The organism is Campylobacter corcagiensis, assembly GCF_013201645.1.
GTDB classification, from domain to species: domain Bacteria; phylum Campylobacterota; class Campylobacteria; order Campylobacterales; family Campylobacteraceae; genus Campylobacter_B; species Campylobacter_B corcagiensis.
Map to the genome: position 1 here is coordinate 94280 of NZ_CP053842.1, position 15182 is coordinate 109461.

A 15182-nucleotide genomic window follows, 5' to 3' on the forward strand; every position below is an offset into this window, starting at 1 on the left:
GATGATCTGGATAGATGGAAAAGCCATAAATTGCGATGAGAGCGAGAGCATCTTAAATGTCGCAAGAAAAAATGGAATCTACATTCCTGCTATTTGCTATCTAAGTGGATGTAGTCCAACTCTTGCTTGTAGGCTTTGTATGGTTGAAGCTGATGGCAAAGTAGTTTATAGCTGTAATGCTAAGGCAAAAGATGGTTTAAAAATAACTACAAATAGCCCTGAACTAAACGAAGCTAGAAAAGCTATCATGCAAACTTACTGTGTAAATCACCCTTTAGAGTGTGGTGTGTGTGACCAAAGCGGTGAGTGCGAACTACAAAATATGGTATTTCATATGAAAGTTAGCGAAGTTCCATACGCCATAAAAGATAGCTATAAACCTGTGCAAAAATGGGGAATTGTTGAGTATGAGCCAGCTTTATGTATCGTGTGTGAACGCTGCGTTACAGTTTGTAAGGATAAAATCGGCGAAAACAGGCTAAAAACCGTTCCTAGAAACGCAGACCAGCTACCAAAAGAGTATAAAGATGAGTTGCCAAAAGATGCATATGCTGTGTGGAATAAATTTCAAAAAAGCCTTATAGGTTTAGCAAGCGGCAAAGATTATTTAGAATGTAGCCAGTGTGGCGAGTGTGCGGCGGTTTGTCCTGTGGGGGCTTTGACAGAAAGTCATTTTACTTACACTACAAATGCTTGGGAACTTACAAAAATTCCATCATCAAACCCTCACGCAAGTGATTGTGAACTTATTTATTATGAGATAAAACCAACCAGCATTGAAGATAGAACGCCTAAAATTTATCGAGTTAGTAATGATTTTTTCTTTGGTGAAATAGATAAAGCAGCAAGATTTGGCTATGATTTTAATAATGGCTTTGGCGTTAAAGATGAGATTAAATTTAAAAGTATTGTTGAAAATATCAAAAATGGCACTATAAAAAATATAAAATTTAGTAGCTTTATTACAAACGAAGAGGCTAGAATTTTAGAACTTCTTAGCAAGAAATATGGCTTAAATTTGGTAAATGATGAGGCTAAAAAGTATCAAGAGTTTTTAAATATTTTTAGTGATTATTCAGGCATGACTTTATATAGTGGCGATGTGGATTCTATAAAAGAGGCTGATTTTATCGTTGTAGCTGGAAGTTTTTTAAGGTATGACGCGCCAAATTTAAGCTATAAAGTAAACAATGCTTTAAAGATAAATAAAGCAAGTGGATACTATTTTCACCCTATAGAAGATAGCGTCGTGGAAGGGTATTCTAAAAATTTTAAAACCATAACTCATAAGCCAAATTTAGATATTGAAATTTTGCTTTTTATCTTACAGAAATTTGGTACAAATTTACCTGTTTGGATTGCTGATAAGCTAGTTTATGATGAAAAAGAGATAAAAGACCTAAAAGAAGAAACAACTAAAATGGTAGAATTTTCTAAATTTGCTGAGGTTTTAGGAGTTAATGAAGAGGAATTTGATAAGCTATCAAAGGATAAAAAAACCCCAGTTTTAATCATCGGCGAAGACTATATAAAAAGTAAAAATGCTCCTACTTTAGCAAAGCTTTTAGGATATATACAAAGATTTACTTCGTTTAAAATTATCATCATTCCACCGCGTACAAATTCCTTAGGTGTGGCTAAAATCTGCACTATTAGTAAACCAGATACAAACAAGAAAACCCTAGGATATAATGAAAAAGCAGACTTTGAATTTGGTGTGTATGAGGGCTTAAATGCTCCGTCGTTAAACCAGCAAGAAGGTACTTTTTTAAATTTAGACAGAAGAGTTGTACCTATAAATCCAGCACTTCCATACTACGGATATGAACTAAACGATATAGCAAAAGCTTTAGGTTTGGATGCAAAACACACTATAGATTATAGTGAGAATTTAGGCGACGAGTTTAAAAGCGTTAAATTTGATGATTTAGAAAATTTCTATGATAATGGCGGAAAAAATCACAGAGGCTATAAACTAGAACCAAAAAAAATTGTAGGCGTGATAGATAGCGAGTTTGATATAGAAAATAAAGCTTTAAATTTAGATAGTTTTATCTACCTTGCAAATCCTATTTCTCAGTTTAGCAAATTTACAGCTAGATCAAGCATTGGCGAAGTTGCTTATTTGTATGCTGGGGCTAAATTTTTAAAAGATCATGGTTTGGAAGATAAAGATATCGTAGAAATTAACGGTATAAGTCTAGGTGTGAAGCTTGATAGTGAGATTGAAGGTGCGTATCTGCCTTACTTTGATGATAAGATAGAAGTTGAGAAATTTTTTAAAACTCGCTATGAAAATTTAGAGATAAAAAGGTTAAAAGATGAGTAGTACTGGGTTTTTAATCTTTGAAACTATTATTAAAGCCATAGTTATCCTAGCTGTTATTGCTAGTCTTGCAGGGCTTGGAACTTATGCTGAAAGAAAAGTTTTAGCGTGGATGCAACGCCGAGTTGGACCGCAAATGGTTGGTCCGCTTGGTTTAGCACAAATCGTTGCTGATATGATAAAACTAGCCACAAAAGAAGATCTCATCCCTGCAAACGCTAACAAACTAGCATTTATGTTAGCTCCACTTATCTCGGTTACAGCAGCTTTTGTAGCTCTTGCTCCAGTGCCATTTTTACCTGAATTTAGCATGTTTGGACATACTATCCATCCTATTTTAAGTGATATTGGAGTTGGTGTGTTGTTTGTGTTAGCTGTTAGTTCAACTTGTATATATGGACTAATAATTGGCGGCCTTGCTAGCTATAATAAATACTCACTAATTGCATCAATGAGAGCAGTTTTGCAACTTATAAGTTTTGAAGTTATAAACGGACTTAGTCTTATACCTATTGTTATGATTGTTGGGTCTTTATCTATTATTGACATAGTAAATGCGCAAAGTGGCGGTATTGGCGCTTGGTTTATATGGAAGCAGCCAATTTGCTTTATTATATTTTTAATAGCAAGTTTTGTAGAGTGTAATAGAACGCCATTTTGTTTAACAGAAAATGACCCTGAAATAATAGCTGGTATTACAACGGCTTATTCTGGCATGAGATTTGGTATGTTTTTTATAGCAGAGTATGCTAATATGATAACTTACTCAATTCTTATGTCACTACTGTTTTTGGGTGGTTTTAACTCAGCTTGGTTCGTACCTGGTGGGGTTATGATGATACTAAAGTCAAGCTTTTTCTTCTTTTTATTTTTGTGGACAAGGGCTACTTTTCCACACTTAAGACCTGATCAGTTAATGAGCCTTTGTTGGAAAGTACTACTTCCTCTTAGCTTGGCTATGATTTTTATAACTGGTTTGGTACTGTTATAAGGAGTAGTGATGGAATTTAGATGTCAAAATTGTGGAAGCGGGATTAGTAAGATAAAAAAGCCATTAATTTGTCCAAATTGTAAAACTAAATATATAAGAAAAAAGAGTGCTTGGGCGTTATTGGTTTCTAGAATAATGGAGTTTTTAATAGTTGTTTTAGCTATTTATAGCTCAGTAAAAGTAGGATATTTTTTCATGACAAACTACGCACTTGGCGATATAGCTTATGTTGTAGTAAGTATTGTTTTATTTGTTATGTTTATGGTGGTTTTTTTGTTTTTATACTCTATTTTTGAAGCTAATTTGTTAGTTAAATTTGTTAAGGAAAGTGATGATGGCATACATTGAAGTAGATAAACGAGATGAGATTAGAACAAATTCTGATAGATTTAAAAGATTTCTTAAAAGAACTTTTAGTTTAGAGCTATTTATTGGGCTTGGTCATACTTTTTATCAAATGATTAAAAAAAACAACACCCACACATTTTTATATCCACTTGAAAAGATGGAAGTAGATAGAAGATATAGAGGTGTTCACAATCTTATGCGTATGCTAGAAAGTGGTAGTGATAGATGTATTGGGTGTGGGTTGTGTGCTAAAATTTGCGTTAGTAATTGTATAGATATGGATACATATTTAGATGAGAGTGAGCGAAAGGTAGTTGGTAACTACTCCATAAATTTAGGGCGATGTGTTTATTGTGGTTTATGTGCTGATGTCTGTCCAGAAATAGCAATAGTTCATGGCGGGGAGTATGAGTTAGCAAGCGAACAAAGAGCTTATTACGCGTTTAGGGATGATTTGTTAACTAAAAGCGTAAGAGAACAGAGTGAATTTGAGGGTTATGGTTCACTACCAAAAGATGCTGATGAGAGAGTAAAACTTACTCCAACGGCTTATATAGAGGTTGAGTGATGATAGAACTAGTAGCGTTTTTATTTTTTTCCATCTTGTCAGTTGGGCTTTTTAGTGTGAGTGTGTTTTCAACAAATATTTTATATGCTATGAGTAGTTTAGCTGGTGGGATGATATTTATTTCAGGACTATTTTTTCTTTTAGGGGCTGAGTTTTTAGGAGTTGTACAAATTTTAGTTTATGTCGGTGCTGTGGTTGTTCTTTATTCTTTTTCTATGATGTTTTTTGATGCAAATAAGCTTGTAAAAGAGAACAAAAAAGGCTCTAAAACAATATATACTTTAGCTGTTTTTTCAGCTTTACTTCTTTTTGTGATGGTACTAGCTCCAGTTACAACTGAGCTTAGTGCTGAACTTCCTATTATAGAAGGGGCTGGAAATAGTGATTATCTTGGCAAAGTTGTCTTTACTAAGTATTTGATAGTGTTTGAAATTTCTGCTCTTATGCTTTTAGTAGCGATGATAGCTGGCATTGTTTTGGTTCATAAAGATATGGATAAAAAAGGAGATGCGATATGAGTGTGGGTGTAAATCACTATCTATTTGTCGCTATAGTTATGTTTGTTTTAGGTCTTGTTGGTGTGATGAAAAGAAAAAATCTCTTAATGCTATTTTTTTCAAGCGAGATTATGCTAAATGCTGCAAATTTAGCTCTAGTTGCCATATCAGTTCATCATAAAGACCTTAATGCTCAAGCATTTGCACTTTTTGTTATTGTTATAGCTGCAAGCGAGTTAGCGGTAGGACTTGCTTTACTTATAAGGTTTTATAAAAAAACAGGCTCTATTGAGATAGAAAATTTAAGCAAGGATGCTCTATGATAAATTACATATTAGTAGCTCTTTTTGCACCACTTCTTTCATTTATAATAGCTGGAATTTTTAAGGGTAAAAACCTAATAATAGGCATCATCTGCTCAGGTCTTATAGTAATAAGTGCTATTAGTTCGCTTTTTTTACTAGAGATTGTTAGAAGTGAGGGTGCGTTTGAAGTTTTGATAAAAGACTTTATTTATACAGGTTTTATCAATGTTGATTTTTCTGTTTTGGTTGATAGTGTAAGTGTTGTTATGATGGTTGTTGTAGGAATTGTTGCAAGTGTAGTTCATATATACTCAATTGGCTATATGGAAAAAGATGATGGTTTTAACCGCTTTTTTAGCTATCTTGGACTTTTTGTTTTTTCTATGATGATTTTAGTGATGAGTGATAACTTTGTTGGGCTATTTATTGGATGGGAAGGTGTTGGACTGTGTTCGTGGCTGTTGATTGGTTTTTGGTATGACAAGGCTAATAATAGCTGGTGTGCAAATGAAGCTTTTATAATGAATAGAGTAGCTGATCTTGGAATGCTGCTTGGGATTTTTCTTATTTTTAAATATACAGGTTCTGTAAAGTATGATGTAGTTTTTAAAATGGTGCCAAATTTGCCTAGCTTTGTAGTTGTTTGGATGGGAATTTTCTTGCTAATTGGAGCTATGGGTAAATCAGCTCAGTTTCCATTTCATACATGGTTAGCTGATGCGATGGCTGGACCGACGCCTGTTTCAGCACTAATCCATGCAGCTACTATGGTAACAGCTGGAGTTTATCTTGTTATAAGAGCAAATGCTATTTTTGGTTTAGCAACTGGCGTTAGTGAATTTATAGTTATTTTAGGAACATTTGTAGCAGTTTTTGCTGCTTCGATGGCGTTAGTTTGTGATGATTTAAAGAAAATCATCGCCTACTCAACACTTTCTCAGCTTGGATATATGTTTGTAGCTGCTGGACTTGGGGCTTACTGGGTAGGACTTTTTCACCTTACAACTCACGCATTTTTTAAATCTTTGCTATTTTTATGTGCTGGAAATATTATGCATGCTATGAATGATGATTTAAATATTAAAAAAATGGGTGGGCTTTATAAATTTATGAAACCAACGGCGATTCTTATGGGAATTGGCTCAGTTGCTTTGGTAGGATTTTATCCATTTGCTGGATTTTTCTCAAAAGATAAAATTTTAGAAGCTGCCTTTGGAAGTGAGTTTTACATCATCTGGGCGGTGCTTTTAGTTGGAGCTATGATGACAGCATTTTATAGTTTTAGGCTTATAATGCTAGTTTTCTTTGGTAAGGCTAAATTTAACCACTTGCCTAAAGAAGCTAGGAAATTTATGATTTATGCTCTTACTCCACTTGCTATTTTAGCAGTTATTGCTGGATGGTTTGAGAGTGAATTTCACGCTTTTGTGAGTAAGTCTTTGCCTGATTTTAGCTCTGGACTTGAAAAAGATAGTGTAACAAATCTTATAGTTATAACTCTTATTGTTATTACGCTTAGCTCGCTTTTAGCGATATTTGGTTATAAAAAAGGAATTTTTAAAGAAGGTGGAAAAATTTATAATTTATTAAAAAACGAATACTATTTGCCACAAATTTATGAGAGAATTTTTATAATACCTTACTATAAAATAGCCCAAATTTGTGCTAAAGCCGATAAGCAAGTTATAGATAGAAGTGTTGATATTATTGCTGTAATACTTAGAAATTTAGGAAATAAAGCTGATAGAATTTCAAATGGAGAGCTAAACAGTATGGTTAAATGGCTAGTTTTTGGATTTATTATACTTCTTTTAGTTGCTATTTTGGGGGTTTTATGATACTTAGTTTAGTTATTTTCTTTCCTTTGCTTGCTGGGCTTTTGGGCTTTTTTATTGATGAGAAAAATATCAAAATTTATGGAATTTTAGCAACTTGTATTGAGTTTTTTTTGGTTTTATTTGTATGGATAAGCTTTAGCGGAAATGGCTATGAATTTATTGAAGCTTCACCGCTCATACCAAGTCTTGGGATAAGTTACTTTTTAGGAGTTGATGGAATTTCATTAGTTCTTGTCCTAATGAGTGCATTTATGACGCTAGTTGGGCTAATAAGTGTTAATATAACAGAAAAAATAAAGCATCTTGTTATCTCGATTTTGTTTTTAGAGATGACTATGATGGGGGTATTTTTAAGTCTTGATGCGATTATGTTTTATGTGTTTTGGGAACTCTCGCTTATACCGATGCTTTATATTATTGGGGTTTGGGGAAGTGGGGATAAAATTTATGCCGCTGTTAAATTTTTCCTTTATACTTTTTTTGGCTCGGTTATAATGCTAGTAGGAATTGTTACAATGGCGTATCTAAATTTTAAACACACTGGAGATATTAGTTTTAATATACTTCAGTGGCAAACTCTTCCTTTGGTAAAAAGCATTCAAATTCCTCTGTTTTTTGCTTTTGGTATAGCTTTTGCTATTAAAACTCCTTTGTTTCCGTTTCACACCTGGTTGCCTTATGCCCACGGACAAGCACCAACTATTGGATCTATTCTTTTAGCAGCAGTCTTGCTCAAGATGGGAACTTATGGCTTTGTAAGGTTTTTATTGCCGATGTTTCCTGATGCAAGTGTTTTTCTATCTGGTATGATGAGCGTGATTGGGTGCATAATGGTAATTTACGCATCATTTGTAGCATTTGCACAAAGCGATATCAAACAAGTTATTGCTTATAGCTCAATTGCTCATATGGGTATTATTGTGCTTGGCGTGTTTTCATTTAGTGTTGAAGGAATTTCTGGTGCTGTGTTTTTTATGGTAAGTCATGGTATTGTAAGCGGTGGGCTTTTTATGTTAGTTGGTTTTATTTATGATAGAACTCATACTAAAGAAATGAGCGAATTTGGTGGTCTTGCTAAGGTAATGCCTATTTATGCAACGCTTTTTTGTATAGTTATGTTAGGTGGTATTGGGCTACCTCTTACAAGCGGGTTTGTGGGTGAGTTTTTAAGTTTGCTTGGTATATTTAAAGTTAGTCCTTGGCTAGCCTTTTTTGGTGGGCTTGGCATTATAATGGGGGCGATTTACTCTATGAATTTATACAAAAGAGTGTTTTTTGGGAAGCTAAATTTAGAAAAAAATAGCTCTTTAAAAGATCTAAATAAAAAAGAGCTTTGTGCGATTTTGCCGATAGTTTTTCTTGTGTTGTATCTTGGAATTTTTCCAAATACAGCTCTTAAGCATATTGATAAAGCTACGATAAATATAGTAGGGATCATGCAACAAAAAGCTTCAGATGAGAGTAGCTTAAATTTTATAAAGAATTTAAACCAAATAAGGAGCGTTGATGCTAAATAGATTAAATATGGATTTTAGTATGCTAAATTTGGCTTCCATCGCCCCTATGGCAACTTGCGCTGTTTTTGGAATTTTGATTTTATCTGTAAGTATGATCAAAAAAGATCTTGAAGCTAAATTTTATGCAGTTTTAGCACTTCTTGGGCTTATTGTAAATATCGGCCTTATGCTTGGATATGGCGGGGCTATAAGAGGGCTTTTTGATATGGTTTTAATAGATGGAATTTCATATATATCAAATTTATTAATATCTATAGTCTCAGCCGTTTTTGTTTTATATACGATAGACGATGAGAGATTTGAAGAGTATAAAAAAGCTGAGTTTTATTCACTATTTTTATTTATGGTAGCTGGTTTTGGATTTATGGTGTCAAGTGATAGTCTGGTGCTTATTATTGTAGCTTTAGAACTTTCAAGCATCTCACTTTACACTCTCATAGCCCTTAGAAACACAAAAGACGCACTAAGTGCAGCTATAAAATACTTTGTAATGGGTACGGTTGGATCTGGATTTTTTATATTTGGAGCGGCGATTTTTTATCTAGTAACAGGAAGTTTTGAGATAGATAATATCGGCAGGGCTTTGATTTCTAATAACCAAGGAGTTACTCTAACTGTTGGAGTTGTGATGATTATGGTAGCACTTGGATTTAAAATCTCAGCTGTGCCTTTTCACACTTGGCTGGGTGATGTGTACTCTTACTCAAACTCAAATTTAAGTGCATATATCTCAATAGTTCCAAAAATAGCAGCATTTATTGTAGTTTTAAGGCTTTTTAATACTTTGCTTGTCGTGGATATTAAGGTGGTTATGGTAATTCTTTTTATTATCTCAGTTACTACGATGAGTATAGCAAACATAGCAGCCTTAGTTCAAAAAGACATCAAAAGAATGCTTGCATATAGCTCTATATCTCACGCTGGATTTATACTGGTTGCGGTTTTAGTAGGAAGTATTCAAGCTTCAATGGGTATGTTTTTATACTGGATAATGTTTTGCGTAGCAAATTTAGGGGCTTTTGGAGTTGTTTTGGCTTATGAAACAAAAGAAGCTGATACTATAAATATAGAAAAACTTAGCTCTCTTATAAGCATAAATCCAAAACTCGCTTTAGCTATGAGTGTGTTTATGTTTAGTTTAGCAGGAATTCCGCCATTTAGCGTGTTTTGGGGTAAGATGATTTTACTTAGTTCAGCTGTTAGTTCTAGTTATTATACGCTTGCTGTCATTATGGCGATAAATTCAGCAGTTGCGATGTATTATTATCTAAGAGTTATTGTAGTTATGCTTCTAAGTAGATATAAAAGTGAAGCTAAATTTGAATTAAATACTATCTTAAAATGGCTTATTGGAATTTGTGCTTTACTTTGTATATTATCGCCACTACTTGTTAAATTTATAGTGCCTAAAATTTATGCTTTATTGCTATTTAGTGGCTTTTAGTTTTAAATTGAGATAGTAAGGTAGTTTAAGTTTATAATAAAAGGATAGATATGAAAAATTTACTTTTAATACCAGCAGTTTTGCTTTTTTTAGGTTGTGCACAAAAAACAGAAGTTTTAAACAAAGATGAAAAAGCCTCACCTAAATATGAAAATGTCAATATAACATCAGTAAGCACCATTAAAGATCCATATGGCGGCAGTGGCGTAAGTGTTGGCGGCTTTGGCGGAAGTCATGGAAGTGGCATTGGTGTAGGCATAGACCTTGGAAGAGTTTTTGGGAGTAAAAGTAGTGAGGTTATCATAAACTATGAAAAAGATGGCAAATTTTACGAAGTTACTCAAAAGGGCAAAATTTGTGAGTTTAAAAAAGGAAATGCTATTTTGATAAATTCTCAAAAAATTGAGCCAAATTCATTTTGTGACTGAATTTGGCATTTTTATCAAAAGAATTTTTAAAAGCCAGATATAAATTTAGAAATTTCACCTTTTAAATCTTTAATTGGGGCTGAAATTTTATCTTTAAACTGCGAACGGAAAAATGTTCTTTGGCGTTTTGCGAGTTGGATTGTGTGGGTTTGGATTAAATTTTCTAGGTTATCTTTTGAAATTTTACCACTTAAAACCTCTCCACACTCCTTAAGACCTACGGAATTTAGGGCTTTACACTCATAGCCGTATTTATTAAATAGATACTTTGCTTCGTTCATTAACCCACTTTTTATCATATTTTTAGTCCTAGTAATAATTCTAGGATTTAAAACTTCAGGCGGGGATAAAATTTCAAAAATTTTTAGATTTTTTATGATTGGCTCGCTTCTATTTTCTCTTAAAAAAATAGTTGGAATTTCTCCTGTAATTTTATAAATGCTATACCATTTTAAAAGCCTATAGCTGTCGTTTTTACTAAATTTAGCCGCAAATTCAGGATCTACTTTTAAAGAAAGCTCATAAATTTCAAAATTACTAAGATTTGTTTTAACATCTTCGATTTTAGGGCTTAGCCCACTCATCATAGCTTTTAGATAAAACCCAGTTCCGCCAGTTATGATTAAAATTTTATCGTTAGTAAAAGCAAATTCTTTAGCTTTCTTATACTCATTTATAAAATCTCCAACGCTAAAATGCTCATTTGGACAGACTAAATTTACACCAAAATGTTTCACGCTTTTAAGATCATTTTTACTTGGTTTAGCACTTGCTATGTCTATCTCTTTATAAACAGATAAAGCATCAAGACTTAAAATAACACCATTAAATCCTAAAGCCAAATTTAGAGCCAAATCGCTCTTTCCGCTAGCAGTAGGTCCTAAAATTCCAAACTCTTTAAACATAAATATCCTTAAATTTCAAGAAATTTTATCAAATTTAGACTTAATCATAGATATTTTAGTATAAATTTGGTAAAATCTTGGTTTGTAAAAAAGGGTATAAATGGAAAAGTTTAAACAAATTTTATTAGATATTAACGAACTTATTGTCTTTAAGCACTCAGTTTTTGCGTTGCCATTTATTATGACAGCGATGATCGTTGCTTCAAGCATAAAAAATGGTAGTATGTGGTTTGGTTTTAGGCTTTTGTTTTTAGGTGTGATATGTGCTGTTAGTGCTAGAAGTTTTGCTATGGCGTTTAACCGTTTTATGGATGAAGATATTGATCGTCCAAACCCACGCTGTGCAAATCGCCCGAGTGTGGACGGAAGGATAGGAAGGCTAAATTTAATACTTTTTATTTTGTTTTGTGCTTTGGTTTTTATAGCAACAACTTACTTTATAAATGATTTGGCGTTTTATTTAAGTGTGCCTATTTTGGTTGTTCTTGGTGGATACTCTATATTTAAAAGATTTTGTAGTATTGCACATTTAGTCCTTGGTTTTTGCCTTGGATTAGCACCGATAGCTGGAGCTATTGCTGTAACGCAAAGCATTCCTATGTGGTCAGTTTTACTGTGTTTTGGGGTTATGTTTTGGACTGCTGGGTTTGATGTTTTATACTCACTTCAGGATATGGAGTATGACAAAAGTGCAGGGCTTTTTAGTATACCATCAAGATATGGCGAAGATGCTTCGATGTTTATATCGGCACTTTTTCATACTATTGCTGTGATATTTTGGCTGTTTTTTTGCTGGGGAGCAGGGCTTGGTATTTGGGCTTATGTTGGAGTGATAATCTCAGGGATTATCTTATTAGCAGAACATAAAATCGTAAGAAAAGATTTTAGTAAGATAGATAGAGCTTTTTTTACATTAAATGGCTATCTAAGCTTTGTGTTTTTCTGTTTTATATGGTTAGATTTATTTTTATAAGGAGTAGTAATGGCTACAAATAGTATTGTGATTTTAGGGCTTTGTATAGTTATATTTATTATGCTTATTGTTATGTATGTTAAAGATAAGCAAACTGATAGAAAGCTTCAAAGATATGATAATATTGTAACTGATAATATGAATGAAATTTTTGCTCTTAAAAAAGAGCTTGAGACCCAAAGAGAGCTTATTGACTCTATGGTTGGAATTGATTTTGATGATGAGATAGAAAGACAAATCAACCAAAAGCTTGAACCTATTGTCTCTATGTTAAAAGCGATGAACTAAAGTTTTAAAATACGTTAAATTTTAAATAGTAGTATTTAAAAAACTTTAGGATTTAAAAATGTTAATAGATGGACATGGTAGAAGAGTTGATTATTTAAGAATTTCAGTAACTGAAAGATGTAATTTTAGGTGTCGTTACTGTATGCCTACAACCCCATTTGAGTGGGTATCGCATAGTGAGATTTTAACATATGAAGAGATGTTTGAATTTGTTAAAGTTTGCATCGATGAAGGGGTAAAAAAGATAAGAATAACAGGTGGCGAACCACTCGTTAGAAAAGGTACACCAGAATTTATAAAAATGATAAGTTCTTACGCACCTGATATTGATTTAGCAATGACCACAAATGGCTATTTTTTAGATAAATTTGCTAAAGAGTTAAAAGATAGTGGGTTAAAAAGAGTAAATATCTCACTTGATACTTTAAATCCTAAAAAGGCTGAGTATATATCTCAAAAAGATATCTTTGATAAGGTTATGGCAGGGATTAACAAAGCTTTAGAAGTTGGGCTTAAAGTCAAGCTAAATAGCGTTATACTTAAAGGCATAAACGATAATGAAATAATAGATCTTTTAGAATTTGCTAGAAAAAAAGGTGCAATGATAAGGTATATTGAATTTATGGAAAATACTCATGCTTATGGCGAGTTAAAAGGGCTAAAAAAGGATGAAATTTTGGGCATTATCTCAAAAAAGTACTCCATAAAAGAGCTTGGAAAAGCTTTAAATTCACCAGCTTCTATCTTTGAGATAGATGGTGGGTATAAATTTGGTATCATCGATCCACATAAACATGATTTTTGTGAAAGTTGCAACCGCCTTAGAATGAGTGCTAGTGGGGTTTTGATTCCTTGTTTGTATTATGATGAAGGTCAAAGCATAAAAGGTGCATTAAGAGATGGTGATATCAAAAAAGCTACTGAAATTTTAAGAGATGTGCTTAAAAATAAGCCTGAGAAAAACCGCTGGGAGCATAATATGGCAGATTCTAACATCTCAGCTAGAGCGTTTTATCAAACTGGCGGATGAGTGAAGGCTAAATTTGCGTTTGGTTGAGTGTTTTTACTCCATTCAAGGCGAGGGAAAATACGCTGGTAAAGCGGCTGTTTTTTTCCGTTTTGCTGGGTGTAATTTAGAGTGCAAGGGCTTTGGCTGTGAGTTAAAATCTCCAAAAACAGGAGAAATTTTAAAAGGCTGCGATACGATAAAGGCTGTGAAATTTAGTCATTTTAAAACTGAAGCTATAAAAAGTGCTAAATTTTTAATGTCAAAATTTAAAACTTTAAATTTTAAATCTAAACCAATAGTTGTTATCACAGGTGGAGAGCCACTTATCCACCATAAAGACAGCGTTTTTTTGGAGTTTTTGGGTGAAATTTTAAAGCAAAATTTTGAGGTTCATTTTGAAACAAATGGAACGATTTTAGTTGATTTTGAGAAATTTAGTATCTATAAAAACTGCACTTTTTGCATAAGCCCAAAGCTTGAAAATTCAGGCGAAGAAAAAAGCAAAAGGCTAAATTTCAAAGCCCTTAAAGCTATAAAAGAAAACTCAAAAGATAGCTTTTATAAATTTGTAGTTGATTTAAATTTAAAAAAAGATGAGATTTTTGAAATTTTAGATGAGGTTTCAAACGAAGTTTATATAATGCCACAAGGTGCGACAAAAGATGAGCTTGAAAAAAACGCTAAATTTGCTTTTGAATTTGCGTTAGAAAATGGCTTTAATTATAGCGATAGATTACATATTAGGATTTATAATGACAAAGATGGTGTATAGATGATAATAAGAAAAATGTATAAATTTGAAAACGCTCACATCGTAAGAGATTGTAGCTCAAGGCGTTGTAAAACAAGCATTCACGGGCACTCTTACAGGTGCGAGGTGCTTTTGAGTTCAAATTTTTTAGATAACGCTGGTATGGTTTATGATTTTGGGCTTATGAAATTTGGTATAAAAACTTTGATTGATAGTTTTGATCATGCTACGACGATTTATAGTGGTGATAGTAGTGAGTATAAAAACGATATTAAAAAGCACTCACTTCGCTGGGTAGAGCTGCCTTATAATCCAAGTGCTGAACAGTTTTGTAGGATATTTTTTGTGATGATTGATAAACTTCTTAATCTTAGCGATATGGCAAATGGTGAAAAAGAGGTAAAACTTCATAGTATTATCGTTCATGAAACAGATACGGGATATGCACAGTGCTTTAGAGATGATGCTTATAATGAAAATATGGGAGTTATAAATTTAAAAGATATCAAATTTAGTGATGAGATAGTAAAAGAGTGGCAAGATCAAAAACTGTTTGAAAAGCTAATAAATGGTGAAAGATTTAAAGCAAGGAGCGAGTGTTAAATGGACTACACTTATGATATGCTATTTAAATTTCACTCATTTTTAAGCGTGAGTTTGGTGGTGCTTACTTTTGTGCTTTTGTTTTTATCACAAAAGGGCGAAGGCGTGGCAATGGTAAAAAGAGTGAGATATCTTTATCCGCTTTATTCAGGGGTTTTAGCTGGTGTGATTTTAACGGGCATTATTATGATGCCTATTATAAATTTTGAGTTTTCATTTAGAATTTGGCTAATGGTTTTAACAAGTATTGTTTTGCCAGCACTGCTTGGAGCTGGATTTTCGGCTCTTAAAAGGGCTTATTATACAAGACATTATAAAACCTATAAAGATAAAATGAAAATTTTTATAGCCATTATTTTGATTTTAAATTTAGCGATTTGGGTGGTTTGAA

Annotated in this window: 17 protein-coding genes; 16 read left to right on the forward strand and 1 reads right to left on the reverse strand. The window is 33.0% G+C overall.

Annotation, left to right across the window (positions count from 1 at the left end):
- The first annotated feature begins 4 nt into the window (after window positions 1-4).
- Genes CCORG_RS00560 through CCORG_RS00605 form a run of 10 tightly spaced genes read left to right on the forward strand, consistent with a single transcriptional unit; the run spans window position 5 to window position 10262 of the window.
- On the forward strand, window positions 5-2329 hold the full coding sequence (locus CCORG_RS00560; RefSeq protein ID WP_025802404.1) for an NADH-quinone oxidoreductase subunit G: 2325 nt from the start codon (window positions 5-7) through the stop codon (window positions 2327-2329).
- Entirely contained in the window at window positions 2322-3317 is a 996-nt protein-coding gene (gene nuoH, locus CCORG_RS00565) for an NADH-quinone oxidoreductase subunit NuoH (RefSeq protein WP_025802406.1), read from the forward strand. Before CCORG_RS00560 ends, nuoH begins: the two co-directional genes overlap by 8 nt.
- A 9-nt stretch (window positions 3318-3326) precedes the next feature.
- Window positions 3327-3665 carry a hypothetical protein gene (locus CCORG_RS00570; protein ID WP_025802408.1) on the forward strand — a complete coding sequence of 113 codons (339 nt, stop codon included), beginning with the start codon at window positions 3327-3329 and terminating at the stop codon, window positions 3663-3665.
- Window positions 3649-4233, forward strand: coding sequence for an NADH-quinone oxidoreductase subunit NuoI (nuoI, locus tag CCORG_RS00575; protein ID WP_025802410.1), 585 nt, complete (start codon window positions 3649-3651; stop codon window positions 4231-4233). Before CCORG_RS00570 ends, nuoI begins: the two co-directional genes overlap by 17 nt.
- Window positions 4233-4751 carry an NADH-quinone oxidoreductase subunit J gene (locus tag CCORG_RS00580; RefSeq protein ID WP_025802412.1) on the forward strand — a complete coding sequence of 173 codons (519 nt, stop codon included), beginning with the start codon at window positions 4233-4235 and terminating at the stop codon, window positions 4749-4751. The genes nuoI and CCORG_RS00580 overlap by 1 nt, the downstream gene beginning before the upstream one ends.
- A complete protein-coding gene (nuoK, locus tag CCORG_RS00585) occupies window positions 4748-5053 on the forward strand; it encodes an NADH-quinone oxidoreductase subunit NuoK (RefSeq protein WP_025802415.1) in 306 nt (101 codons plus the stop codon). Before CCORG_RS00580 ends, nuoK begins: the two co-directional genes overlap by 4 nt.
- Window positions 5050-6873 (forward strand): NADH-quinone oxidoreductase subunit L, encoded by a 1824-nt coding sequence (gene nuoL / locus CCORG_RS00590; RefSeq protein ID WP_025802417.1) that lies wholly within the window; start codon window positions 5050-5052, stop codon window positions 6871-6873. The genes nuoK and nuoL overlap by 4 nt, the downstream gene beginning before the upstream one ends.
- Entirely contained in the window at window positions 6870-8390 is a 1521-nt protein-coding gene (locus CCORG_RS00595; RefSeq protein ID WP_025802419.1) for an NADH-quinone oxidoreductase subunit M, read from the forward strand. Before nuoL ends, CCORG_RS00595 begins: the two co-directional genes overlap by 4 nt.
- Window positions 8380-9834: an NADH-quinone oxidoreductase subunit NuoN gene (nuoN, locus tag CCORG_RS00600; RefSeq protein WP_025802421.1), complete on the forward strand. Its 1455-nt coding sequence runs from the start codon at window positions 8380-8382 to the stop codon at window positions 9832-9834. The genes CCORG_RS00595 and nuoN overlap by 11 nt, the downstream gene beginning before the upstream one ends.
- A 50-nt stretch (window positions 9835-9884) precedes the next feature.
- Window positions 9885-10262, forward strand: coding sequence for a hypothetical protein (locus CCORG_RS00605; protein ID WP_025802423.1), 378 nt, complete (start codon window positions 9885-9887; stop codon window positions 10260-10262).
- A 26-nt stretch (window positions 10263-10288) separates the two neighbouring features.
- Here the strand turns inward: CCORG_RS00605 and miaA are convergent, their stop codons facing one another.
- A complete protein-coding gene (gene miaA / locus CCORG_RS00610) occupies window positions 10289-11167 on the reverse strand; it encodes a tRNA (adenosine(37)-N6)-dimethylallyltransferase MiaA (protein ID WP_025802425.1) in 879 nt (292 codons plus the stop codon).
- A 100-nt stretch (window positions 11168-11267) separates the two neighbouring features.
- Between miaA and mqnP the strand changes: the two genes are divergently transcribed.
- From mqnP to CCORG_RS00640, 6 genes are read left to right on the forward strand one after another with little or no spacing between them, the layout of a single operon-like run.
- Complete coding sequence (gene mqnP, locus CCORG_RS00615; protein ID WP_025802427.1) at window positions 11268-12140, forward strand: menaquinone biosynthesis prenyltransferase MqnP; 873 nt, start codon at window positions 11268-11270, stop codon at window positions 12138-12140.
- A gap of 9 nt (window positions 12141-12149) precedes the next feature.
- Window positions 12150-12428, forward strand: coding sequence for a hypothetical protein (locus tag CCORG_RS00620; RefSeq protein WP_025802429.1), 279 nt, complete (start codon window positions 12150-12152; stop codon window positions 12426-12428).
- Window positions 12429-12486: 58 nt separating this feature from the next.
- Complete coding sequence (moaA, locus tag CCORG_RS00625) at window positions 12487-13458, forward strand: GTP 3',8-cyclase MoaA (RefSeq protein WP_025802431.1); 972 nt, start codon at window positions 12487-12489, stop codon at window positions 13456-13458.
- Between the two features lie 13 nt (window positions 13459-13471).
- On the forward strand, window positions 13472-14209 hold the full coding sequence (locus CCORG_RS00630) for a 7-carboxy-7-deazaguanine synthase QueE (protein WP_025802433.1): 738 nt from the start codon (window positions 13472-13474) through the stop codon (window positions 14207-14209).
- Window positions 14210-14791, forward strand: a complete 582-nt coding sequence (locus CCORG_RS00635; protein WP_025802435.1) for a 6-pyruvoyl trahydropterin synthase family protein — start codon at window positions 14210-14212, stop codon at window positions 14789-14791.
- Window positions 14792-15181 carry a hypothetical protein gene (locus CCORG_RS00640; protein ID WP_025802437.1) on the forward strand — a complete coding sequence of 130 codons (390 nt, stop codon included), beginning with the start codon at window positions 14792-14794 and terminating at the stop codon, window positions 15179-15181.
- Window position 15182 lies beyond the last annotated feature (1 nt).

Excerpts from the sequence above, each read along its gene's own strand:
- nuoI (WP_025802410.1), top strand. The coding sequence starts at position 3,649 with ATGATGGCATACATTGAAGTAGATAAACGAGATGAGATTAGAACAAAT.
- miaA (WP_025802425.1), bottom strand. The coding sequence starts at position 11,167 with ATGTTTAAAGAGTTTGGAATTTTAGGACCTACTGCTAGCGGAAAGAGC.
- CCORG_RS00640 (WP_025802437.1), top strand. The coding sequence starts at position 14,792 with ATGGACTACACTTATGATATGCTATTTAAATTTCACTCATTTTTAAGC.
- nuoL (WP_025802417.1), top strand. The coding sequence starts at position 5,050 with ATGATAAATTACATATTAGTAGCTCTTTTTGCACCACTTCTTTCATTT.
- CCORG_RS00580 (WP_025802412.1), top strand. The coding sequence starts at position 4,233 with ATGATAGAACTAGTAGCGTTTTTATTTTTTTCCATCTTGTCAGTTGGG.
- moaA (WP_025802431.1), top strand. The coding sequence starts at position 12,487 with ATGTTAATAGATGGACATGGTAGAAGAGTTGATTATTTAAGAATTTCA.
- nuoN (WP_025802421.1), top strand. The coding sequence starts at position 8,380 with ATGCTAAATAGATTAAATATGGATTTTAGTATGCTAAATTTGGCTTCC.
- CCORG_RS00620 (WP_025802429.1), top strand. The coding sequence starts at position 12,150 with ATGGCTACAAATAGTATTGTGATTTTAGGGCTTTGTATAGTTATATTT.
- CCORG_RS00570 (WP_025802408.1), top strand. The coding sequence starts at position 3,327 with ATGGAATTTAGATGTCAAAATTGTGGAAGCGGGATTAGTAAGATAAAA.
- nuoK (WP_025802415.1), top strand. The coding sequence starts at position 4,748 with ATGAGTGTGGGTGTAAATCACTATCTATTTGTCGCTATAGTTATGTTT.
- CCORG_RS00595 (WP_025802419.1), top strand. The coding sequence starts at position 6,870 with ATGATACTTAGTTTAGTTATTTTCTTTCCTTTGCTTGCTGGGCTTTTG.
- mqnP (WP_025802427.1), top strand. The coding sequence starts at position 11,268 with ATGGAAAAGTTTAAACAAATTTTATTAGATATTAACGAACTTATTGTC.
- CCORG_RS00635 (WP_025802435.1), top strand. The coding sequence starts at position 14,210 with ATGATAATAAGAAAAATGTATAAATTTGAAAACGCTCACATCGTAAGA.
- CCORG_RS00605 (WP_025802423.1), top strand. The coding sequence starts at position 9,885 with ATGAAAAATTTACTTTTAATACCAGCAGTTTTGCTTTTTTTAGGTTGT.
- nuoH (WP_025802406.1), top strand. The coding sequence starts at position 2,322 with ATGAGTAGTACTGGGTTTTTAATCTTTGAAACTATTATTAAAGCCATA.